General features: G+C 72.7%; 21 protein-coding genes and 1 pseudogene. 8 read left to right on the forward strand and 14 right to left on the reverse strand.

Translation table 11 applies throughout. From position 1 onward, the window contains the following. Positions 1-289: 289 nt before the first annotated feature. Genes DVH02_RS25270 through DVH02_RS25285 form a run of 4 tightly spaced genes read left to right on the forward strand, consistent with a single transcriptional unit; the run spans position 290 to position 4,285 of the window. The gene (locus tag DVH02_RS25270; protein WP_114626153.1) at positions 290-1,351 is read left to right on the forward strand and encodes an iron-siderophore ABC transporter substrate-binding protein; all 1,062 of its coding nucleotides are present in this window, start codon (positions 290-292) and stop codon (positions 1,349-1,351) included. After that, complete coding sequence (locus DVH02_RS25275) at positions 1,348-2,391, forward strand: FecCD family ABC transporter permease (RefSeq protein WP_114626154.1); 1,044 nt, start codon at positions 1,348-1,350, stop codon at positions 2,389-2,391. The genes DVH02_RS25270 and DVH02_RS25275 overlap by 4 nt, the downstream gene beginning before the upstream one ends. Beyond that, complete coding sequence (locus DVH02_RS25280; RefSeq protein ID WP_114626155.1) at positions 2,388-3,437, forward strand: FecCD family ABC transporter permease; 1,050 nt, start codon at positions 2,388-2,390, stop codon at positions 3,435-3,437. Before DVH02_RS25275 ends, DVH02_RS25280 begins: the two co-directional genes overlap by 4 nt. Beyond that, entirely contained in the window at positions 3,434-4,285 is an 852-nt protein-coding gene (locus tag DVH02_RS25285; RefSeq protein WP_114626156.1) for an ABC transporter ATP-binding protein, read from the forward strand. Before DVH02_RS25280 ends, DVH02_RS25285 begins: the two co-directional genes overlap by 4 nt. A gap of 78 nt (positions 4,286-4,363) precedes the next feature. Here the strand turns inward: DVH02_RS25285 and DVH02_RS25290 are convergent, their stop codons facing one another. Next, complete coding sequence (locus tag DVH02_RS25290) at positions 4,364-4,960, reverse strand: helix-turn-helix domain-containing protein (RefSeq protein ID WP_114626157.1); 597 nt, start codon at positions 4,958-4,960, stop codon at positions 4,364-4,366. 108 nt (positions 4,961-5,068) lie between these two features. Here DVH02_RS25290 and DVH02_RS25295 point away from each other — a divergent pair, with 108 nt between their 5' ends. Then, on the forward strand, positions 5,069-5,557 hold the full coding sequence (locus tag DVH02_RS25295) for a DinB family protein (protein WP_114626158.1): 489 nt from the start codon (positions 5,069-5,071) through the stop codon (positions 5,555-5,557). 303 nt (positions 5,558-5,860) lie between these two features. Here DVH02_RS25295 and DVH02_RS25305 read toward each other — a convergent pair whose 3' ends face one another. Further along, the gene (locus DVH02_RS25305; RefSeq protein ID WP_114626159.1) at positions 5,861-6,733 is read right to left on the reverse strand and encodes a LysR family transcriptional regulator; all 873 of its coding nucleotides are present in this window, start codon (positions 6,731-6,733) and stop codon (positions 5,861-5,863) included. A gap of 69 nt (positions 6,734-6,802) precedes the next feature. On the opposite strand from DVH02_RS25305, the gene DVH02_RS25310 reads away from it, so the two are divergent. Then, positions 6,803-7,714: an EamA family transporter gene (locus DVH02_RS25310; RefSeq protein WP_407697678.1), complete on the forward strand. Its 912-nt coding sequence runs from the start codon at positions 6,803-6,805 to the stop codon at positions 7,712-7,714. Here the strand turns inward: DVH02_RS25310 and DVH02_RS25315 are convergent. From DVH02_RS25315 to DVH02_RS25325, 3 genes are all read right to left on the reverse strand, one after another. Then, positions 7,686-8,828, reverse strand: coding sequence for an epoxide hydrolase family protein (locus DVH02_RS25315; protein ID WP_199566407.1), 1,143 nt, complete (start codon positions 8,826-8,828; stop codon positions 7,686-7,688). The two genes, DVH02_RS25310 and DVH02_RS25315, sit on opposite strands and share 29 nt — an antisense overlap. Further along, positions 8,825-9,496, reverse strand: a complete 672-nt coding sequence (locus DVH02_RS25320; RefSeq protein WP_114626161.1) for a TetR/AcrR family transcriptional regulator — start codon at positions 9,494-9,496, stop codon at positions 8,825-8,827. The genes DVH02_RS25315 and DVH02_RS25320 overlap by 4 nt, the downstream gene beginning before the upstream one ends. Before the next feature lie 269 nt (positions 9,497-9,765). Next, on the reverse strand, positions 9,766-10,530 hold the full coding sequence (locus DVH02_RS25325; protein WP_114626162.1) for an SDR family NAD(P)-dependent oxidoreductase: 765 nt from the start codon (positions 10,528-10,530) through the stop codon (positions 9,766-9,768). A 104-nt stretch (positions 10,531-10,634) separates the two neighbouring features. Here DVH02_RS25325 and DVH02_RS25330 point away from each other — a divergent pair. Further along, a pseudogene (locus DVH02_RS25330) lies at positions 10,635-10,928 on the forward strand (MarR family transcriptional regulator); the annotation flags it as partial. A 71-nt stretch (positions 10,929-10,999) separates the two neighbouring features. On the opposite strand, the gene DVH02_RS25335 reads toward DVH02_RS25330, so the two are convergent. The 8 genes from DVH02_RS25335 to DVH02_RS25375 all read right to left on the reverse strand — a co-directional run bounded on the left by DVH02_RS25335 (position 11,000) and on the right by DVH02_RS25375 (position 19,822). After that, positions 11,000-11,863 (reverse strand): class II fructose-bisphosphate aldolase, encoded by an 864-nt coding sequence (locus DVH02_RS25335; protein WP_114626163.1) that lies wholly within the window; start codon positions 11,861-11,863, stop codon positions 11,000-11,002. A 153-nt stretch (positions 11,864-12,016) separates the two neighbouring features. Further along, positions 12,017-12,910, reverse strand: a complete 894-nt coding sequence (locus DVH02_RS25340) for an SIS domain-containing protein (protein ID WP_114626164.1) — start codon at positions 12,908-12,910, stop codon at positions 12,017-12,019. Positions 12,911-13,056: 146 nt separating this feature from the next. Further along, entirely contained in the window at positions 13,057-14,385 is a 1,329-nt protein-coding gene (gene melA / locus DVH02_RS25350; RefSeq protein WP_114626165.1) for an alpha-glucosidase/alpha-galactosidase, read from the reverse strand. Further along, positions 14,382-15,371, reverse strand: coding sequence for a carbohydrate kinase family protein (locus DVH02_RS25355; protein ID WP_114626166.1), 990 nt, complete (start codon positions 15,369-15,371; stop codon positions 14,382-14,384). Before DVH02_RS25355 ends, melA begins: the two co-directional genes overlap by 4 nt. Positions 15,372-15,458: 87 nt before the next feature. Further along, a complete protein-coding gene (locus DVH02_RS25360) occupies positions 15,459-16,352 on the reverse strand; it encodes a carbohydrate ABC transporter permease (protein WP_114626167.1) in 894 nt (297 codons plus the stop codon). Next, complete coding sequence (locus DVH02_RS25365) at positions 16,349-17,371, reverse strand: carbohydrate ABC transporter permease (protein WP_114626168.1); 1,023 nt, start codon at positions 17,369-17,371, stop codon at positions 16,349-16,351. The genes DVH02_RS25360 and DVH02_RS25365 overlap by 4 nt, the downstream gene beginning before the upstream one ends. 10 nt (positions 17,372-17,381) lie before the next feature. Next, entirely contained in the window at positions 17,382-18,728 is a 1,347-nt protein-coding gene (locus tag DVH02_RS25370; protein ID WP_114626169.1) for an ABC transporter substrate-binding protein, read from the reverse strand. 275 nt (positions 18,729-19,003) lie between these two features. Further along, entirely contained in the window at positions 19,004-19,822 is an 819-nt protein-coding gene (locus DVH02_RS25375) for an endo alpha-1,4 polygalactosaminidase (RefSeq protein ID WP_114626170.1), read from the reverse strand. Between the two features lie 287 nt (positions 19,823-20,109). Between DVH02_RS25375 and DVH02_RS25380 the strand changes: the two genes are divergently transcribed. Then, on the forward strand, positions 20,110-20,877 hold the full coding sequence (locus DVH02_RS25380; protein WP_114626171.1) for a DeoR/GlpR family DNA-binding transcription regulator: 768 nt from the start codon (positions 20,110-20,112) through the stop codon (positions 20,875-20,877). Positions 20,878-20,963: 86 nt separating this feature from the next. Here the strand turns inward: DVH02_RS25380 and DVH02_RS25385 are convergent, their stop codons facing one another. Beyond that, on the reverse strand, positions 20,964-21,347 hold the full coding sequence (locus DVH02_RS25385) for a hypothetical protein (RefSeq protein ID WP_233518452.1): 384 nt from the start codon (positions 21,345-21,347) through the stop codon (positions 20,964-20,966). Positions 21,348-21,403 lie beyond the last annotated feature (56 nt).

Consider the following 21,403-nt stretch of genomic DNA (forward strand, 5'->3'; position numbering starts at 1 on the left):
CCCGGGTCCCCCCGCCCGGTCCCCCCGCCCCGTCGGACAGGGCCTGGCACGTGCGCGCACCGGCTCTCCCGGAGGCCCGGCGCTCCTCCCCGTTCCCGGTCGACTGTCCTGATCGCTACAGCCGCTGTCCCAAAAGGTCGATTGCGACACCGGGTCAACGTCTCATAAAGTGCGAAGGCAAGCCTTACCTAACCCGCTGCGCAAGCGGTGCACCGCTCCACGACGCCGTCGCGCGACCCCGACGTGTGAGACCGGCACCCCTGACCTTCCGAAAGCTGAGTACGGACCCATGTCTTCACACCGCCTTCGTCTGCTCGTCGTGGCAGCCGCCCTGGTGGGTCTCTCCGCCTGCGGCGGCGCGGCCGACACCGCCGACACGACCGACAAGAGCGACAAGAGCGACAAGAGCCAGGGGAGCGCCGCGTCGAGCGCGTTCCCGATGACGGTCGAGCACGCCCTGGGGAAGACCACCCTCCCCGCCAAGCCTCAGCGCGTCGCCACGGTGGCCTGGGCCAACCACGAAGTGCCGCTGGCGCTCGGCGTCGTGCCGGTCGGGATGGCCAAGGCCAACTTCGGCGACGAGGGCGGCGGCGGTGTCCTGCCCTGGACCGCCGAGCGGCTCAAGGAGCTGAAGGCCGACACCCCGGTCCTGTTCGACGAGACCGACGGCATCGACTTCGAGGCGGTGGCCGACACGAAGCCGGATGTGATCCTGGCCGCGTACTCCGGGCTGACCGAGCAGGACTACCGGACCCTCAGCGACATCGCCCCGACGGTGGCCTACCCCGACGCCGCGTGGGCGACGCCGTGGCGCGAGATCATACGGATGAACAGCAAGCCCCTCGGCCTCGCCGACGAGGGCGAGAAGCTGATCACCAGCCTTGAGGGCGACATCAAGAAGACCGTCGCGAAGTACCCGCAGCTCAAGGGGAAGTCGGCGATGTTCATGACGCACGTCGACCCCAAGGACGTCAGCGAGGTCGGCTACTACACGGCGCACGACACCCGGACGCAGTTCTTCGAGGACCTCGGCCTGAAGATCCCGGACAGCATCGCCGAGGCGTCCAAGGGCACGGACAAGTTCGCCCTGACCCAGAGCGCCGAGCGGATCGACGCCTTCAACGACGTCGACATCGTCACCGGATACGGCGACGACACGGGCGACATGCTCAAGACCCTCAAGAAGGACCCGCTGATCTCGAAGATGCCCGCCATCGAGCGCGACTCGGTGTACCTGCTGCCCGGCAGCTCGGCCCTGGCCACCGCCGCCAACCCGACACCCCTGTCGATCTCGTGGGTCCTCGACGACTACGTCGCCGCGCTGGCCGAGGCCGCGGACAAGGTCAAGTGACGCGGACCGAAACCAGGCGTCCGCCGTACACCGCCCCGGCGCGGCGTACGGCGGGCACCCGCGCCCTCTGGCTGCTGATCGGGCTCCTGCTGCTGGCCGCCGTCATGGCCGCCTCCCTCGCCTTCGGCTCGCGCGACGTCGGCTGGTCCGACGTCTGGTCGGCGCTCGGCGGCGCGGACGCGTCCCTGGAACAGGCGGCCGTCACCAAACGCGTGCCCCGTACGGTGCTCGCGGTGGTGATCGGCGCGGCGCTCGGCCTGTCCGGCTGCGTGATGCAGGGCGTGACCCGCAACCCCCTGGCCGACCCGGGCATCCTCGGCGTCAACATGGGGGCCTCCCTCGCCGTCGTCACCGCCGTCGCGTTCTTCGGCCTCAGCTCCCCGACCGGCTACGTGTGGGTCGCGATCGCGGGCGCCGCGCTCTCCGCCCTGTTCGTCTACACGGTCGGCTCGCTCGGCCGCGGCGGCGCCACGCCCCTCAAGCTCGCGCTCGCCGGGGCCGCCACCTCGGCGGCGTTCGCCTCGCTCGTCAGCGCGGTGGTCCTGCCGCGCAACGACATCGCCGGAAGCTTCCGGCTCTGGCAGATCGGCGGCGTGGGCGGCGCCTCCTTCGACCGCATCGGACAGGTACTGCCCTTCCTGCTGGTCGGCTTCGCCGTCTGCCTGCTGTCGGGGCGCGCCCTCAACTCCCTCGCGCTCGGCGACGAACTGGCGGCCGGTCTCGGTGAACGCGTCGCGTTCGTACGGGCGCTGGCCGCGCTCGGCGCCGTCCTGCTGTGCGGCGCGGCGACGGCGGTCGCCGGGCCGATCGCCTTCGTCGGCCTGGTCGTTCCGCACACCTGCCGCCTGCTGGTCGGGGTCGACCACCGCTGGCTGCTGCCGTTCTCGGCGCTGCTGGGCGCGTCGCTGCTCACGGCCGCCGACGTGGTGGGCCGCGTCGTGGCGCGTCCCTCCGAGATCGACGTGGGCATTCTGACGGCCCTGATCGGCGCCCCCTTCTTCATCTACATCGTCCGCCGGCAGAAGGTACGTGCCCTGTGAGCGTTCCCCTCGTCACCCGGCCGCCGTCCACCGGATCCGCCGCCGGCCGGGCCCGCCGGATCTCCCGGCGGCGCCTCGTCGTGCTCACGCTGGCCGTCCTGGTCGTCGCCGCGCTCGCCGGGACGCTGATGTTCGGGCAGACCTTCTATCCGCCCCGCGACGTGATCCGGGTGATCCTCGGAGAACAGGTCCCGGGCGCCTCCTTCACCGTCGGACGGCTGCGGCTGCCGCGAGCCGTGCTCGCCGCGGCGGCGGGCTTCAGCTTCGGGCTGGCCGGGGTGACCTTCCAGACGATGCTGCGCAACCCGCTCGCCAGCCCGGACATCATCGGAATCAGCTCGGGCGCGAGCGCCGTCGCCGCGATGGCGATCGTGACGCTGTCCCTCGGCAGGACGGAGGTCTCGGTGTTCGCCGTCGTCGCCGGTCTCGCCGTGGCCCTGCTCGTGTACACCCTGGCCTTCCGGGACGGTGTCGTCGGCACCCGGCTCATCCTGATCGGCATCGGGATCTCCGCGATGCTCGACAGCGTCACCTCCTACGTGCTGTCCCAGGCCGCCGAATGGGACCTCCAGGAGGCGATGCGCTGGCTGACCGGCAGCCTCAACGGCGCCGACTGGGACCAGGCCCTGCCCACGCTCGCCGCCCTGGCCGTGCTCACCCCGGTGCTGCTGGCCCGCTCGCGGGACCTCTCGGCGATGCAGCTCGGCGACGACACCGCCTCCGCCCTCGGCGTACGGGTCGAACGCACCCGTATCACCGTGATCGTCGCGGCCGTCGGGCTGATCGCCGTCGCGACGGCCGCGGCCGGGCCGATCGCGTTCGTGGCGTTCCTCTCCGGCCCCATCGCGGCCCGGGTGGTCGGCCCCGGCGGTTCCCCGCTGGTGCCCGCGGGACTCGTCGGCTCCCTGCTGGTCCTCGTCGCCGACTTCTGCGGCCAGTTCGCCTTCGGCGCCCGCTACCCCGTCGGTGTCGTCACCGGCGTGCTCGGCGCGCCCTACCTCGTCTATCTGATCATCCGCACCAACCGGACAGGAGGCTCGCTGTGACCTCGAACCACTCACTCTCGGCCGAGCGCCTCACGCTCGGCTACGGCGAGCGCACCGTCATCGAGTCCCTCGACCTGGCCGTACCACCGGGCCGCATCACGGCGATCGTCGGCGCCAACGCCTGCGGGAAGTCGACGCTGCTGCGCTCGATGTCCCGGCTGCTCGCCCCCCGGGAGGGACGCGTCGTCCTGGACGGCAAGGAGGTGCACCGGCTGCCCGCGAAGCAACTGGCCCGTACGCTCGGTCTGCTGCCGCAGTCACCGATCGCCCCCGAGGGCATCACCGTCGCGGACCTCGTCGGCCGCGGGCGCCATCCGCACCAGAGCGTCTTCTCGCGCTGGAACGACCAGGACGACGCCGCCGTGGACTCCGCGCTCGAAGCGACCCGGACGACCGAACTCGCCGACCGCTCCGTGGACGAGCTGTCCGGGGGCCAGCGCCAGCGCGTGTGGATCGCGATGGCGCTCGCCCAGCAGACCGATCTGCTGCTCCTGGACGAGCCCACCACCTTCCTCGACGCGAGCCACCAGATCGAGGTGCTCGACCTGCTGACCGACCTCAACCAGGCGCGCGGCACCACCATCGTCATGGTCCTGCACGACCTCAACCTCGCCGCCCGCTACGCCGACCACCTCATCGCGCTCGCCGAGGGCCGCCTCCACGCGGCAGGCACCCCGGAGGAGGTGCTGACGTGCGAGAACGTGCGCGCCGTCTTCGGCCTCGACAGCCGCGTCATCGAGGACCCGGTCTCGCTCCGGCCGCTGATGCTGCCCATCGGCCGCCACCACGTGGTGCCCCCGCGGGACGCGCCGGCCAGGACCGGGGTGGCCCGGGAGGCGGGCCGCTGACGCGGACACGGCGGGCGTGAACGGTACGGGCCCGCCGACGCCCTCGCCCCCCCGACCGCTCGCGCGGGGCCCGCGCGGTCAGGGGCGTCGCTCACGGTCGGGTGTGGCGCGTACATGCGCGCGCACCCCCTGCGGGCCGAACAGGATGAGCAGCTCGACCGCGCCCCCGTCGGCGCTGCCCAGCCAGTGCGGCAAGGACGTGTCGAACTCGGCCACCTCGCCGGACGGCAGGATCAGATCGCGCTCGCCGAGCACCAGCCGCAGCCGCCCGTGCAGCACGTAGAGCCATTCGAAGCCCTCGTGGGTCTGCGGGTCCGGTGCGAGCGGCTCCGGCCGGGCGGGAATGACCATCTTGAACGCGTGCACCCCGCCCGGCCGCCGGGACAGCGGCACGAAGGTCATCCCGAACCGGCTGACCGGCTTGAGGTGGATCCGGGGGTCGCCGGTGCGCGGCGCGCCCACCAGATCGTCCAGCGGAACGCCGAAGACACGGGCCAGCGGCAGCAGCAGTTCCAGGCTCGGCCGACGCCGACCGCTCTCCAGCCGGGACAGGGTGCTCTCCGACACACCGGTCGTCGCCGAGAGGGCGGCGAGAGTGATGCCGCGCTCGCGGCGCAGGGCACGGAGCCGTGGCCCCACCGCTTCGAGCACCTCGTCGTCCGTCGCGCGGTCCATCGGGCGATCTTGCCATAACCGCAAGATTCCGTGGAGCGTCGCGGTGAGCCGGTCAAGACTGGGACCCGCGCGGGACCCACCCGCCGACGCCACCGGAAGGAGAGCACTGTGCCCAGCACCGCGCCCCGTGACACCCCGCCGCCCCGGACCGGAACCAGCGAGACGGAGGTCCTGCGCGGCTTCCTCGACTACCTGCGGACATCGGTCGCCGCCAAGGTCGCCGGTGCCCCCGAACCCCGGGTGCGCACCGCCGCCGTGCCGTCCGGCACGAACCTGCTCGGCCTGCTCGGTCATCTGACCTCCGTCGAACGCGCGGTGTTCCTCGGGGACGACGTCACCCACTGGCCCGCGACGTTCCGGGTCGCGCCCGCGGACAGCGTGGCCGAGGTCGTCGCCCGCTACCGCGAGACGGTCGCGCGCGCGAACGACGTCCTCGACGGCTGTACCCGTCTCGACGCACCCGTACCCCGCGCCCGACCGGGCCGCCCCGCTCCCAGCGTCCGCTGGGCACTCGCCCACATGATCGAGGAGACCGGCCGGCACGCGGGCCACGCGGACATCCTCCGCGAACTGCTCGACGGCACGACCGGCCGCTGATCCGCTCCGCCCGGCGCGCGGGCCCTAGGCCCAATACCAGTGACATAGGGGCCAGTTCGGCGGCCTCACCTGCGGAAACACGGTCCGCCGACAGCCCCGGCAGCCGCAAAGTCACTGGTATTGGCCCTAGGCCGTGTCTGACAAATCCCGCCTGGCTCGCGGCGTCTGACACGCACGCTCGCTGCGTTGTCGGAGTCGCCCGAGTACGTCCAGTACACGGGCGATCCTCCGCCTTGCGATCGCACGCACCAGACGCCGCGAGCCCCGCCCTACGGGCGGACGGCGCCATTTGTCAGACACGGCCTACCCGGCGGCGGCGCCGTACAGCTCGCGGAGCAGCGCGACGGCGGCCCCGGCGGCGGGATGCGGGTCCCGGCGGTGCCAGATGAGGCTGACATCGACCGGAGCGGCGTCGCGCAGCGGCCGGTAGACGATGCCGTCGCGCCGGTACTGCGCCGCGGTGGCCTGCGGGGTGACGCCCACGCGGCGGCCGGTGGCGATGGCGGCCAGCCAGTCGTCGATGTCCTGCGTGTACTCCACCGCCGGGCGCTCGCCCTCCGGCCACAGGTCCAGGGTGGTGGTGCCCGTGCGCCGGTCCACCACCAGCGTGCGCCCGGCCGCCTCCGCCAGCCGGATACCGCGCCGCCCGGCCCACGGGTCGTCCGAGGCGAGGGCGATACAGCGCGGCTCCTGCCCCACCAGGGCGTGGGCGTGGCGCCGGGTGTCGACGGCGACCCGCACCACGGCCAGCTCGCACAGGCCCTCGGCGAGACCGCCGGTGGCGCTGTTGTGCCGGACCAGCTGGAGCGCGACGCCGGGGTACAGGGCCTGCCAGCGCCGCTGGAACTCCGCCGTGTGCCGGCCCATCGAGGACCAGGCGTGGCCGATCCGCAGCCGGGTGTGGCCGGTCGTCGTCTCGCGCACCAGCTCGTCCGCCTCGGCGAGCAGCTGCCGGGCGCGCGGGAGGACCCGCAGTCCGGCGGCGGTGGGGGCGAGCGTACGGCTGGAGCGGTGCAGCAGCCGTACGCCGAGAATCCGCTCCAGCGCGAGCAGGGTGCGGGAGACCGACGCCTGCGAGAGGCCCAGCTCGATCCCGGCGTCGGTGAAGCTGCCCGTGTCGACGATCGCGACCAGACACCGCAGATGGCGCAGGTCCAGCTCCGCACGTTGATCCATACGTCCAGCGTATAGATGATGTGCCGGACTCATTTTGCGCGGGCGGCGGCGGGACGGATCGTCATCGGCATGACCGAAGACGCACCCGGGCGGCAGGGACCGCCCGCTCTGTCACGGACCGCCCCGTCCCGCCGGGCAGGGGCCGCCCTCATGCTGGGCAGCGGCCTGTCCAGCCAGGTCGGGGCGTCCGTCGCCGCGCTCGCCTTTCCGGTACTCGGCCCGCTGGGTGTGGTGGCGGTGCGTCAGTGGGTGGCCGCCGTGGTCCTGGTGGGCTTCGGCCGGCCGCGGGTACGGGCGTTCACGGCCGCCCAGTGGCGGCCGGTGCTGGCGCTGGCCGTGGTGTTCGCGACCATGAACCTGGCGCTGTACACGGCGATCGACCGGATCGGCCTCGGCCTCGCGGTCACCCTGGAGTTCCTCGGGCCGCTCACGGTCGCCCTGGCGGGCTCCCGCCGCCGCACCGACCTGGCGTGCGCCGTCGTGGCCGCCGGGGCGGTACTGGTGCTGATCCGCCCCCGGCCCAGCACCGACTACCCGGGCATCGGCCTGGCCCTGCTCGCCGCCGTCTGCTGGGGCTGCTACATCCTGCTCAACAGGACCGTGGGGCAGCGGCTGCCCGGCCTGGAGGGCTCGGCCGCCGCCGCGGCCGTCTCCGGCCTGCTCTACCTGCCCGTCGGAGCCGTGGTCCTGTGGCTGCACCCACCCACCGCCGCCGCCCTGCTGTGCGCGCTGGCGGCGGGAGTGCTCTCCTCCGCCGTGCCCTTCCTCGCCGATCTGCTCGCCCTGCGCCGGGTCCCCGCCCACTTCTTCGGGATCTTCATGAGCGTCAACCCGGTGTACGCGGCCCTGGTCGGACTGCTGGTACTCGGTCAGCGCCCCGACCCGGCGTCGTGGCTGGCCATCGGCGTGATCGTGGCGGCCAACACGGTCGCGGCGGGGACGGCGGCCCCGCTCAGCGCAGGGCGCGGAAGAACTCCGTGAGGTCGGCGGCGAGGAGTTCGGGCTCTTCGTGCGCCGCGAAGTGGCCGCCCCGGGGCATCCGGGTGTAGCGGGTGACATGGTGGGTGCGCTCGGCCCAGCTGCGGGGCGGCTGGACGAGATCGGCGGGGAACACGGCGAGGGCGGTGGGGACCTCCACCCGCTCCGGACGGTGCGCGCGGCCCCCGTCGTACTCGTAGTAGGGACGCAGCGACGTGGAGAGGGTGCCGGTGAACCAGTACAGGGACGCCTGGGTCAGCACGAAGTCGTCGCTGAAGCGCGCGGACAGCTCGCCGTCGCAGTCGCTCCAGGCACGGTACTTCTCGACGATCCAGGCGAGCAGCCCGGTCGGCGAGTCGGCCAGCCCGTAGCTCAAGGTCACCGGCCGGGTCCGCTGCTGGTGCTGGTAGCCGCCCTCCTCGGCGAGCCAGGTGGCGACGGAGTCGAGGTACGCCCGCTCTCGCGGTGTGACGCTCGACGGGTCGTATCCGCGCGGGTCGGCGACCGCCAGCAGATGGATCCCGGCGAGCGCCTCCGGGTGCGCCGCCGCCAGCCGCGAGGTGATACCGGCGCCGAGGTCGCCGCCGTGGGCCGCGTAGCGCGCGAAGCCGAGGTGGTCGTGCATGAGCCGGTGCCACAGCTCGTGGGTCGGCGTGCCGTCCAGCGCGGGCCGCTGCGGTGAGAAACCGAATCCGGGCAGGGACGGGACGACGACGGTGAACGCGTCCTCGGCGGCGCCTCCGTACCGGGAAGGGGTGGCCAGTCTGCGGGCGAGGCCGACCAGTTCGAGGAAGCTGCTGGGCCAGCCGTGGGTCAGCACGATCGGCAGGGCGCCCGGCTGCTCCGCGTCGAAGCGCAGATAGTGCACCGGTGTGCCGTCGATGTCCGCGACGTGGGACGGCAGCGCGTTGACGGCGGCCTCGTGAGCGCGCCAGTCGTACGTGTCGGCCCAGTGGGCGACCAACCGCCGCAGCTCGGCGGGGTCGGTGCCCGCCGCCCAGCCGTCCCGGTCGGGGCCGAGGGGCCACGGCGTCGGCCAGCGGGTGGAGCGCAGCCGGGAGCGCAGCTCGTCCAGCTCGGCGTCGGAGACGTGGATCAGGGGCGCGGTGCCGGTCATGTGCTGCTCCGTGAGGGGTGGGATCCGTGCGGGGTGGGGACGGGCCGGGCCGGGACGGGCGGTTCGGGCCCGTCCCGGCCGGGTGACGGCCGGGAGAACGGTCCGCGGGCCGGGCCGAGGGTCCGGTCGATCGCGGCGCGGGTCCGCTCGCGCGGCTCGGGAGCGGTGGCCAGCAGCGTGTGCAGGATCGTGCCTTCGAGCAGCGCGTCGAGGCGCGCGGCGTCGTCCGGGTCGGTGAACCGGCCGAGCACCGCCCGGCTCGCCCCGGTCCACCGCTCGGTGAGCGTCCGCAGCTCCGGGTCGCGCAGCGCCGCGAGATGCAGCTCGAAACCGAGGACCGCGCTCCGGTGCCGGGCCGGGCCCTCCCGCACGAGGTCGGTCAGGGCCTCGACCAGCTGCTCACGCGTCTCCACGCCCGCGAACCGGTTCCTGAAGACCGCGGACTGGATCTCGACGTACCGGGCGAAGGCCTGGGCCCGCAGCTCGGCCAGGCCGCTGAAGTGATACGTGACGGAGCCCAGGGGCACATCGGCGTGTGCGGCGATCCGCCGGTGCGTGGTGCCGGCCACCCCGTGCTCGGCGAGGACGTCCAGGGCGGCGTCCAGGATGCGTTCCCTGCGGTCGGGATCCGTGCGGCGCGGCCTCGGGGACGGTTCGTGACGCTCCATACGTACAAATGTACATCCATTGAGAACAGATGTACGCACGCGGTGGGCGGCGCCGGGGCGGAACCGCCCACCGCGTGCGCGCGCTCACCCCGTCTCCGCTGTCCCCGCGCTCGCGGCCCGCTTCACCTGCCGTGCGATCGGCGCGTAGACGTGACGGGCCAGGAGGGAGTTCATCGGTGACATGGGGCGACTCGCTTCCGGGAGGGGGACCGAACGGCCGGGTTCCGGCCCGGAGCGGACCAGAACCCGGCGGCGTGGCGCGGGGCCGCTCAGACGGCGGCCCAGCCGTTGTCGACGGGCAGGACGGTGCCGTTGATGTTGGACGCGGCATCGGAGGCGAGGAAGACGATGGCGGCGGCCTGTTCGTCCGCGGTGGCCACCCGTCCGGCGAGACCGAAGTAGGGGGCGAGCGCGGCGGGACCGCGCGCGTCCTTGCGGGCGTCGACCCGGATGCTGGTCGCGGTGCCGCCCGGGGCGATGGCGTTGGTGCGGATCCCCTCGCTCCGGTACATCACGGCGAGGGACTTCGTCAGCCCCACGATGCCGTGCTTGGACGCGGTGTAGGCGGCGCCCGCGGCGCTGCCCCGCAGCCCGGCCTCGGAGGCCGTGAACACGATCGCGCCGCCCCCCGACGCCAGCAGGTGCGGCACGGCGGCGCGGGTGAGCAGGAACGGGGCGGTCAGGTTGACCCTGATGACGCTCTCCCACTCGGCGTCGTCGGTCTCGTCGAGGGCCGACATGCGGTCCATGACACCGGCGTTGTTCACCAGGACGTGCAGACCGCCCAGCTCCGCCACGGCCATGGCGACGACCAGGTCCACCACCCGCTGGTCGCTGAGGTCGCCGACGACCGCGCGGGCGGTGCCGCCCGTGCTCTCTATCGTCTCGACGGTCGCCTCCGCGCCCTCCTGGTTCAGGTCCGCGACCACCACCCGCGCGCCCTGCCGGGCCAGCATCAGCGCGGCGGCGCGGCCGATTCCGGCTCCCGCTCCGGTGACCACCGCGGTGCGTCCCTGAAAGCCCGTGTCGCTCATCCTGTGCTCCGTTTCGTGGGGGTGGCTGTCGCCCTGTGCCGGCATGAGTCAGGCAAGCACAGATGATTTACTTGAGTCAAGCAAGTAGATGCTGGAGTGTATCCATGCTCGAACCGCCGCGCGCCGACACCCCCGTCCCCGCCGACATCGTCGAGGTCGAGTGGGCCTCGACCCACGTCTCCTGCCTCGCCAACCGGGTGCGGCAGCACGAGCGTCTGATGGCCCTGGCCGGTGTCCCGCTGGACCGCGCGGCCGTGGCGCTGCTGCGGGCGGTGGCCGACTCCGACGCGCTGCGCCCCAGCGAGCTGGCCGGACGGCTCGGCGTCGAGGCGTCCCACATCACCCGCCAGGTCCAGCAGCTCCAGAAGGCCGGATACGTCACCCGCGTAGGACGACCGCACCGGGGTCCCCGACCACACCGGGGCGGCGGGAACCGGCTGAGAGCAGGGGCCGTGCGGGGGCCGGTGGTTCAGCCGTGAGCGCCGTCGTGCTCGCGCTCCGCCTCCGGCGCGTGCGCGAGCAGCCGGAGCAGACGCGCGACCTCCTGGGCCATCGCCTCCCGCGCGGGCCGCAGATAGGCGCGCGGATCGACGGTCGGGGGCTGCGCGGTGAGCCGGGTGTGCGCCGCCGCGCTGAACACCGTGTTGAGATGCGTGGCGATATTGATCTTGCGCATCCCGGCCCGTACGGCGGCGGTGAGATCGCCGTCGGCCACGCCCGACGAACCGTGCAGCACCAGCGGAACGGGCACCGCGGCGCGCAGTCGGCGGATCAGCGCCAGATCGAGCAGCGCGGTGCGGCGGGTCATCTGATGGGACGAGCCGACCGCGACGGCGAGCGCGTCGACGCCGGTGTCGGCGACGAACCGGGCCGCCTCGTCCGGATCCGTCCGTACGCCGGGGGTGTGGGCGCCGTCCTTGCCGCCGATCGCGCCGAGTTCCGCCTCGATCCACACGCCGCGCGTGTGACACCACCGGCTCATCTCCTGGGTGCGGGCGACGTTCTCCTCCCAGGGGAGGTGAGCGCCGTCGTACATCACCGAGGTGAAGCCGCGGTCGACCGCCTCCTTGATCAGTTCGGTCCCGGTGGCGTGGTCCAGATGCAGGGCGACGGGCACGGAGACCGAGGCGATGGCCTCGTGCGCGGCGGCGGCGAGCGGCCCGAGCGCGCCCCGGTAGGCGACGGCGTTCTCGCTGATCTGGACGATGACGGGGGTGTTCGCCTCCTCGGCACCCGTCAGGACGGCCTCTAGCTGTTCGAGGAGGACGACATTGAACGCGCCGACGCCGTGCGCCGCTTCGCTGATGATGTCGCCGGTGGGGACGAGTGGCATGTTCTGCTTCCCGTGAGACTGACGGACTGACGGACTGACGGACTGACGGACTGACGGACTGACGGACTGACGGACTGACGGACGGTCCGACGGTCCGACGGTCCGACGGTGGGGTGGAGGACGCCGGGCCGGGGCCGGGCGGGGACGGCCGGGTCAGCCGTTGCCCTCCAGCACCACCGAACGGGTCAGATGCGTCGGCCGGTCGGGGTCGCGCCCCGCCGAGGTGGCCAGCTCGACCGCGAGCCGCTGGACGACGACGAGTTCGGCCAGCGGGTCGAGGCTCCCCTGGCGCAGATGGGCGCCGGTGGCGCCGATCTGGTCGGCCAGCGTGCCGGGCACGGGGGAGAGCCCCCAGACGGCGCGGCCCGGGGCGGCCACCGCGATGGGGCCGTGCCGGTACTCCATGAAGGAGTACGACTCGGTCCACCAGGCCGCCGCCTCCCGTACCTTCAGCGCGGCCTCGGCCGCGATCCCGACGCTCCAGCCGGAGCCGAGGAAGGAGATCTGTCCGGCCCGGAGCAGCTCCGGCTCGATCTCCGTGGTGAGGGCGGTGGTGACATCGGCGAGCGCGCGCGCCGTGCTGTGGCCCAGGTGGGCGCGGAGCAGCAGGAGCTGGGTGGTGGGGAAGCGGGTCTGGACGACGGAGCGCTCGTCGGCGTAGTCCAGGCAGATCACGTCGTCCGCGACGGCGGCGGCCGGGGAGCCGCCGACCGCGGTGACCACCGTCGTGCGGACGCCCGGCCCGAACCGGTCGAGCGCGGCGAGCACTTCGGTGGTGGTGCCGGACCTGGTCAGGGCCAGCACCCGGTCGTACGCGCGCTCGGCCCGTACCTCCGAGGCGGGGAACGCGTCCGTCAGTCCGAGCCCGGCCTCCTCCCGCAGGTGTGCGTAGGACTGCGCCATGAACAGCGAGGTTCCGCAGCCGATGACGGCCACGCGCTCGCCCGGCGCCGGCAGGGCGGCGGAGTGCTCGGGAAGTTCCTTGAGGGCACGCTCCCAGCACTCCGGCTGGGAAGCGATCTCTTGGCTGGTGTACTGCTCGGACATGGTTCTCCGATGGGGTGAGCGCGCCACGGCGGGCGCGGGGAGGCGGAAAAGGGGTACGGACACGGGGAGGCGTACGGGACGGGTTACGGGGAGGGGAAGGGTTACGGGTACGGGACGGGTTACGGGTACGGGACGGACGGGCCCGGTCAGTGGCCGAGCGTCGCGCGCAGCGAAGGCTGGAGCAGGTCCGCGTGCGCGCGCACCATGTCGTCGCACAGGTCCCAGATGCGCTCGACGGGCAGGGCGGCGGCGGTGGCGGGGTCGGCCATGGCCGCCTGCCGGACGGACCGGGGGTCATCCTCCATGGCTGCCCGCACGACCAGCTCGTTCATGCTCAGATACCCACGGTTGAGCGCGGCGCACTGCGCGGGCAGCGCGCCGACCCGGGTCGGCTGCACTCCCAGGCCGTCGACGAGGCAGGGGACTTCGACGGTGCCGGTCGCGGGCAGGTTGTCGATCAGCCCGTGGTTGGGGACGTTGCCGTAGACCGTGCGGGGCGTGCCGGTCGTGATGCTGTGGATGATCTGGGGGGCGTACTCCATGGTGCCCTCGACGGTCAGCGGCTCCCCGGCGGCCAGCGCGTCGCGGGTCCTTCCGTACTCGGCGACGTTCTCCTCGACGATGCCCAGGTAGGCGCCGACCGGCAGGCGCAGCCGTTCGATCTCGCTGTCGTGGTGCAGGTACCAGGGCACGTACTCGGCGGAGTGCTCGCTCGTCTCGGTCGGGTAGTAGCCGAGGCGCCGGTACATGTCGACGCGCACGCGGCGCCGCAGCTGCGGGTCCTCCGCGATGAGCGCGTCCAGCCGGGGGTAGAGGTCGGTCCCCCCGTGTTCGAGGCGCAGCACCCACGCCTGGTGGTTGACGCCTGCGGCCCGGTAGGTGACCTCCTGGTGCGGGACGCCCAGCAGGTCGGAGAGGTCGCGGATGGTCCAGTACACCGAGTGGCACAGCCCGACGACGCGGGTCAGCCCGGTGGCCCGGGTGAGGTACTGGACGTTCATCGCCATGGGGTTGGTGTAGTTGAGCAGCCAGGCGTCCGGGCAGACCTCGGCGATGTCCTCGCCGAGCGACTTGAGCAGCGGGAAGGTGCGCAGCGCGCGGAAGATGCCGCCCACCCCGAGGGTGTCCGCGATGGTCTGGCGCAGACCGAAGCGGGCCGGGACGTCGAAGTCGGTACGGGTCGACTCGCCCATGCCGACCTGGACGATGTTGATGACGAAGTCGGCGTCCTGGAGGGCCGCGCGCCGCTCGACGTGGGCGGTGACGCGCGGTGCGGGGCCGCCGGGCGCGGTCAGCCGCTCCGCGATGTGGTGTGCGGCGCCCTCGGCGGTGGCGAGCCGTTCCGTGTCGATGTCGTGCAGGGCGATATGGGCGCCGCGCAGCTCGGGGAAGGCGAAGAGGTCGGCCAGCAGGCCCTGGGTGAAGACGACGCTGCCGGCGCCGATGAAGGCGATTTTCGGGTGGGTGAGGGTCATGAGTGGTTCTTTCCGTCGCGGGCGAGTGCCGTGGTGGCCTCGTCCCAGGTGGGCTGGGCGGCGGTGCCGCCGTGTGCCCGGGTGGACAGTGCGCCGCAGGCCGCGGCGAGGTCGAGGGCCGCCGCGGTGGGCAGGCCGCGCAGGACCGCGGCGACGAAACCGGCGTCGAAGCTGTCCCCGGCGCCGACGGTGTCGAGCGGCCGGGCGGCGATGCCACGGGTGCGCAGCGCCGTCCGGCCGTCGTGGGCGAGGGCGCCTTCGGCCCCGTCCTTGACGACCACCAGCGGCCCGTGGGCGGCGAGTGTGCGGGCGGCGTCGGCCAGGGAGGCCGGGCTCCGCCCGGTGCCGTCGGCGGCGGTCGTCAGCGCGGTCGCCAGCGCGAGCGCCTCGCGGGCGTTGGGCAGCAGGAAGTCGGTGACGGCGAGCGTCGCGGCGAGCGCGGCGGGTGCCCAGCGGCCCGACGGGTCGTCGTTGGTGTCCAGGGAGGTGGTGGCGGAGTGCGCGCGGGCCCTGCCCAGCAGCTCGGGCAGGGCGGCGGCGAGTTCGGGCAGCAGGAAGTAGGAGGCCGCGTGGACGTGCCGGCTGGAGGTGAGCAGTTCATCGGGCACGTCGTCGGGCCCGGTGGCGGTCAGGGTGCCGGGGGAGGTGAGGATCGTACGGTCGCCGTCGCCGCGCGTCACGACCACCGTGAGCGGTGTCGGCAGGCCGGGGTCCACGCGCAGGGCGGCGGTGTCGACGCCCCGGGCGTTCAGCGCCGTACGGACGAAGCGCCCCGACTCGTCGTCCCCGACGCGCCCGGCGAAGGCGACTTCGAGCCCGAGCGCGGCCGCGCCGCAGGCCATGATCGCGGCGGAGCCGCCGAGGGTGAGGAGACCGGTGTCGACGAGTTGTTCGCGCTGCCCGAAGGCGAGCGGCGCGTCGAGCGGTCCCAGGACGATGTCGGGGTTGGCGTCCCCGATGACGAGCAGGTCGAAGGTGTGTGGCATACGGCTTCCCCGTGGTTGCGGACCTGGCGGTGGAGGGTGCGGTGGAGGGGGCGGTGCGCGCGGCGGAGGCGGCGGCGCGCGGTGGGCTCAGCCCTTGAGGGCGCTGGAGGTGATGGACTGGATGAACGACTTCTGGGCGAAGAGGAACGCGAGCAGCACCGGCAGCACGGTGATCACGTTGCCCGCCATGACCGCCGACCACTGGGTGTGATGCAGCCCCTGAAACGTCGTCAGGCCGAGCTGGAGGGTGTACTGGGTGTCGTGGTTGATGGCGATCAGCGGCCAGGTCAGGTCGTTCCAGGTGGTCAGGAAGGTCAGCACCGCCACCGTGCTCAGCGCGGGCCGCGACAGCGGCAGCACGATGAGGAACAGCACCCGGAGCCGGGAACACCCGTCGATCCACGCCGCCTCCTCCAGCTCCCTGGGCAGGGAGAGGAAGAACTGCCGCAGCAGGAACACTGCGAACGGGGTGACCAGCGAGGGGACGATCAGCGCGCCCAGGGTGTCGATGAGTCCCAGACGCTTCATGACGAGGAACGTGGGGATCATCGTCAGCTGGAACGGGATGGCCATCGTCGCCAGCATCAGGGCCAGCAGCACCCGGGAGCCGGCGAACCGCATCCGGGCGAACGCGTAGCCGCCGAGCGAGCCCAGCAGCAGATTGGACACCACCGCGACCGCCGACACGATCAGCGAGTTGGCGAACCAGCGCGGGAACAGCGCGTTGCCGATCACGTACCGGTAGCCGCCCAGATCGATCCCCGAGGGCCACAGGGCCGGTGGGAACCGGTTGATCTCCGCGTTGCTCATCACCGAACTGAGCACCAGCCAGATGAGCGGGATCGCGAAGACGGCGGAGAGCGGGGCGAGCAGCAGATGCCAGCCGCTGAACGGCAGCCGGAGGCGGCGCCGCGGGCCGCTCGACGGCCCGCTGGAAGCGGAGGGGGAGGGGACGGTCGTGGTCGTGGTCGTCGCCGTCATCGTGCGGCTCCTTCGGGACGGTCGTCGGCGCCCGCCCTGCTCCGTACGGCCCGCGTCACCCGGGGCACCACGGCGAGGACGAGCAGGGCCAGCGCGAGCGCGTAGGCGGCCGCGGCCCCGTAACCCGCGGTGAAGTTCTTGAACGCCTGCTCCCAGATGAAGTAGACGATCACGGTGGTCGAACCGAGCGGTCCGCCCTTGGTCGTCACGTACACCAGATCGAAGACCTGGAGCGCGTTGATGGTCTGCCACAGCACCAGGAACACGAGGACCGGTGTCAGCGCGGGGAGGGTCACATGGCGCAGCAGGTGCCACCGCCCGGCGCCGTCCAGCCGGGCCGCCTCGACGAGGGAGGGCGACACGTCCTGGAGCGCGGCGAGCGTCACCACCACACAGAATCCGGTGCCGCTCCACAGCGAGATCGCCACCAGGACGAGCAGCGCCTGTCCCGGGTCGGTCAGGAACCCCTGCGCGGAGATGCCGAGTTGGTGGAGTGCGGAGTTGGCCGCCCCGAACTCCGGGTCGAGGATGAAGGAGAACAGCACCCCCTGCGCCGTCGCCGAGATGACGAACGGCACGAAGATCAGGGTGCGGTACAGGCCCACCAGCCGGATGCGCCGGTTCAGTACGAGGGCCAGCAGCAGCCCCAGACCGATGCTCAGCGGCACGTACAGCGCCGTGTAGAGCAGGGTGTTGCGCACGGCCTGGCTGAAGTGCGGATCCTGGACCAGCGCCCGGTAGTTGCCCAGACCGACCCAGCGGCTCGGGGTGACCAGGTCGTCGGCCTGGAAGGACAGCAGCAGCGACCAGGCGACGGGGATGACGCTCAGCCCGAGGATGACCAGGACCGAGGGCGACACGAACGCCCAGGCGGTCGCGGCCTCCCCGCGCGCCCGGCGCCGGGTGGCGCGCCCCCGGGGCGGTGGAGCGGCGGCGCCCGGCGCGCGGGCGCCGGTGGGTTCGGCCTCGCGGCCGCGGGGGTGGTCGGACAGCGTGAGCGGAGTGGGCAGGCGCGGCATCGTGTTCCTCTCAACGCGGGATGAGCAGGGCGGCGTTGGCCTCGTCGGCGCAGGTGCGCAGCGCCCTGGCGGGAGTGCTCCTGCCGAGCAGCACGGCCGCGACGGCCTGCCCGAGAGCCTGCGAGATCTGTGGATAGGCCGGATGGACGGGGCGCACGCGTGCCGTGTCCAGCGCCCGGGTGAACACCGTCAGCCCCTCGGTGTCGGCCTCCCGCTCGCGCCACGCGGGCAGGGCCTGGGTGGACCGGCTCAGGGGCAGGCTGCCGGCCTCGACGTCCCAGCGCACGTCCTGCGCGGGCCGCGACAGCCAGGTCACGAAGGTGCGTGCCGCCCGTACCCGCGCCGGACCGTTGTCGAAGACGGTCCAGGTGTCGGGGCCGGAGATGGTCAGCGGCCTGCCGCTGTAACTGGGCAGCGGAGCCACGTGGTAGTCGATCTTCGCCTGTTGGACATCGGGCAGCTGCCACGGCCCGGTGACGCACATGCCCATCCGGCCGGAGAGGAAGACCTGGTACATCTGCTCGCTGCCCGGCTTGGGGTCGATGTAGACGCTCCGGTCCTTCGCGAGCGCCGCCACCGTCTCCAGGGCCCGCACACCGACGTCGGCGAAGCCGATGTGCGCTCCGTCCTCGCTGACGACGTCGCCGCCGAGATCCCACACCATCGGCCACAGCCGCCACACCGTGTCCTCGTCGCCCACACCGGGCCAGCCCGTGCCGAAGGTGCCGCGCGCGCGGTCGGTGAGCTTCTTCGCCGTCGCGACGAACTCGTCCCAGGTCCAGCCCGGTCGGGGCAGCGCGAGACCGGCGTCGTGGAAGAGCTTCTTGTTGCAGACGACGGCGAGCGAGTCGAGCAGCGCGGGGGCCGCCCGTATCCGGCCGTTGAGGGTGACCGCCTCACGCGCGGGCCGCCAGAAGTCGTTCCAGGGCAGGTCCCCGGAGCGCAGTGTGTCGGTGAGATCCACCACCGAGGGGCTGCGGGCGACGCTCGCCAGGTCCGAGCCGAAGACATAGGCGACATCGGGGAAGGAGCCGGAGGCGAGCGCGGCGGTGATCTTCTGGAGCATCGCGTCGGCCAGGACACCCCCGCCGGAGTCGACGCGGATGCCGGGGTGGGTGCGGTTGAACTCGGCCACCAGCCCTTCCATCGCCTTGCGGCCGGTGTCCGTCTGGCCGTGCCAGAGTTCGACGGTGACCCGCCCGTCGGCCCCGACGCCGTCGGCGGAGCCCGTGCCGCAGCCGGACAGCGCGGTCGCGGCGGCGGCGGCGCCGAGCGCCAGTGAGGCGCCCCGGCGCAGGGCCGTACGGCGGGAGAGTGCGGCGGCGGGAGCGCCGGGAATGCGGTGTGCTGCGGCCATCTGAGCCCCCAGGGAAAGCGCGTGGCGGCGCGGTGTGCGCGGTGTGCGCGGTGTGCCGGATGGTGAGTGCGGTGTCGACGGGCGCGCCCGCGGGCGGGCGCGGGCGGACACGCGAGCGGGCTCCGTGACGGAGCGGACTCGTCGAGGGCGCGGGGCCGTGGGGGGAGCCGGGGCCCGGTGCACCCCGCCGCGGGCGGACGGTGCGCGGGGCCCCGGCCGGGCCGTCGCCGGACCGAGGTGCCGGAGGGCCGGAGGGCCGGAGAGGCGGAAGCGTCTCAGCAGGTCTTGCGGACGTACGAACTGCTGCCGGGAGCCGTGACGTCGACGTCGCGCAGAACGACGCTCAGCCGGTCACCGAAGCCGGCGCACGTCTCCTTGAAGTACTTCTCCTTGTACTCGATCACGATCACGTTGTTGCCGAAGCCCTCGACGTAGTCGCCGCACTCGTCCCACTCGCCGCACTCCTCCGCGACGGCGAAGTCCAGACCGGTCTGCGCGTGTGCCGTCGAGAAGTTCGCGGTGTTCTTCTGCGCGATCGCCAGGCCCTTCTGGTGGGCGTGGTCCGAGAGCAGCTTGACGTACGCCTTGGCGTTCGCCTCGCTGATCTGGCTGAACCGGTCGAAGGTGTCCAGATTGTCGGGCTCGACGGCGTTGAAGCCCTTGCTCGCGCAGGTGTCGATCCAGGAGTTCACCTTGGCGGCGATCTGCCGGCGCTTCGCGTCGGTACGGATGTCGAGGATGGCCTCGCCCCATCCGTCGTCGTAGACGACCTTGCCGCCGGAGTCGCGCAGCAGCAGGTCGCCCCATTCGTTCTCGGCTCCCGGCTGTGCCTGGAAGGCGTTGACGTAACAGATGTTGTAGAGACCGGCCGCGGGCGATGCGGTGTGGTCACGGCTGACCACCGTCACCCCGGCGGGCGGGGTGTACGCCTGGCCGATCTGGTAGTCGAAGTTCGCGTGCGTCGGAGGCAGGGTGACGGCCTGGGCCGCCGCGCTCGCGGTGGGGGCGAGACACAGCGGTGCGATCACCGCCGCCGTCACGGCCGCCGCCGCGGCGGCGAACCCGCGTGACCTGACAGGGTTGTCGAAGGGCATCTGGAGCTCCAGAAGATGGGGGGTACGTCCCCGCCTCGGACCCCGCGCGTGGCGCGGCGGTCCTGGCGACTGTGTCCGGGCTGACGGTCGGTGGACCGCGTTACCGGCTGGGCGTACCTCTGGCGCCGGGTGCTCTGCTCTGGCGTTGGATGGAGTAAAGCGAGCAAGTTTCGGCGTGTCAACAGATCGAAGTTGCGCGCTTTGCGCATATGGGCAGCCGTCCGGGCCGTTCCGCGGCCCGGGAAAACCCCGAGCTGCGCTTCCGTGCGCGGAGCTATGCTCATCCCATGCTGAAAACTGAGCGCCATGCGCGAATACTTGAGCATGTCTCCGCGCGGGGCGGCATCAATGTCAACGAGCTGTCGAGGCTGCTGAACGTCTCGGGTGCCACTGTCCGGCGCGACCTGCAGCAGCTCTCCCGGCTCAACCTGCTGCGCCGTACGCACGGCGGGGCGGTGGTCGGCAGCCTCGGGCCCGAGCTTCCGGTCCAGCACCGTACGGACCGCTGCAGGCCCGAGAAACAGGCCATCGCCAAGGCGGCGGTCGCCCTGGTGCCCGAGGGCGCGGTCGTCGGTATGACCGGCGGGACGACCGTGACCGAGATCGCGCGGCTGCTGGCCGCGCGCGGCCCCGTCACCATCGTCACCAACGCCGTGAACATCGCCGCCGAGATGGTGCTGCACAAGGACGTCACCCTGGTCGTCGTCGGCGGCTACGCCCGTACCGCCAGCTATGAACTCGTCGGCCCCATCGCGGAGAAGACACTGGCCGACCACCACACCGACATGACGTTCCTCGGAGTGGACGGGATCAGCGCGGCCCACGGGTGCACCACACACGACCAGCTCGAAGCGGCGACCGACCGGGCCTTCGCCGACAGCAGCAGCCGTACCGTCGTCGTGGCGGACCACTCGAAGATCGGGAAGGTGACCTTCGCGAAGATCTGCCCGCTGGCGGACATCGACCATCTCGTCACGGACGGCGCCGCCCCGGCCGACCAGCTGGAGCGCATCGCCGACGCGGGCGTCCCGGTCACGGCGGTCAGGCCCGACTGACCCACCGGGCCCGGGAGCGCGCGGGGACAGCGGGACCCGGCGGACCCGGCGGACCCGGCCCGCCCACCGGCCGCGCGCGGCGGCGGTCACACGGTCGCGGGCTCCGGCTCCAGCACGTCACGGGCCTCGGCCGCCTCCTTCGGCCCGCTCTTCGCCTCGGCCCTCGCGGGGCTCCTGGCCGGGACGGGCTCCGCGGCGGCGTCACTGTCCTCGGCCTTGCCCGCGGCGCCCTCGACGATGTCGAGGAAGCGGCGGATCGCCGTCACCGGCAGGTCCAGTTCGTCGGAGGCGCCCAGTTCGCTCCCGAAGACCTCGACCGCCTCCGCCACCGCCTCGGCCAGCTCGGCCTCCGCCTTGCGCAGTTTGGCCTCGGCCTTGTCGACGGTGTCGACGACCTGCAGCTGGCGGCGCTGCTTCTCCTGGAGCTTCTGCTTGCGGGAGGGACTCTTCTCGGGGGTCTGCGAAGTCATGACCAAGATCATAAACCGCCGTCGCCGAACCTGAAAATCCCGAACTGACCTTCGCG

Source organism: Streptomyces corynorhini, assembly GCF_003346515.1.
Classification (GTDB): domain Bacteria; phylum Actinomycetota; class Actinomycetes; order Streptomycetales; family Streptomycetaceae; genus Streptomyces; species Streptomyces corynorhini.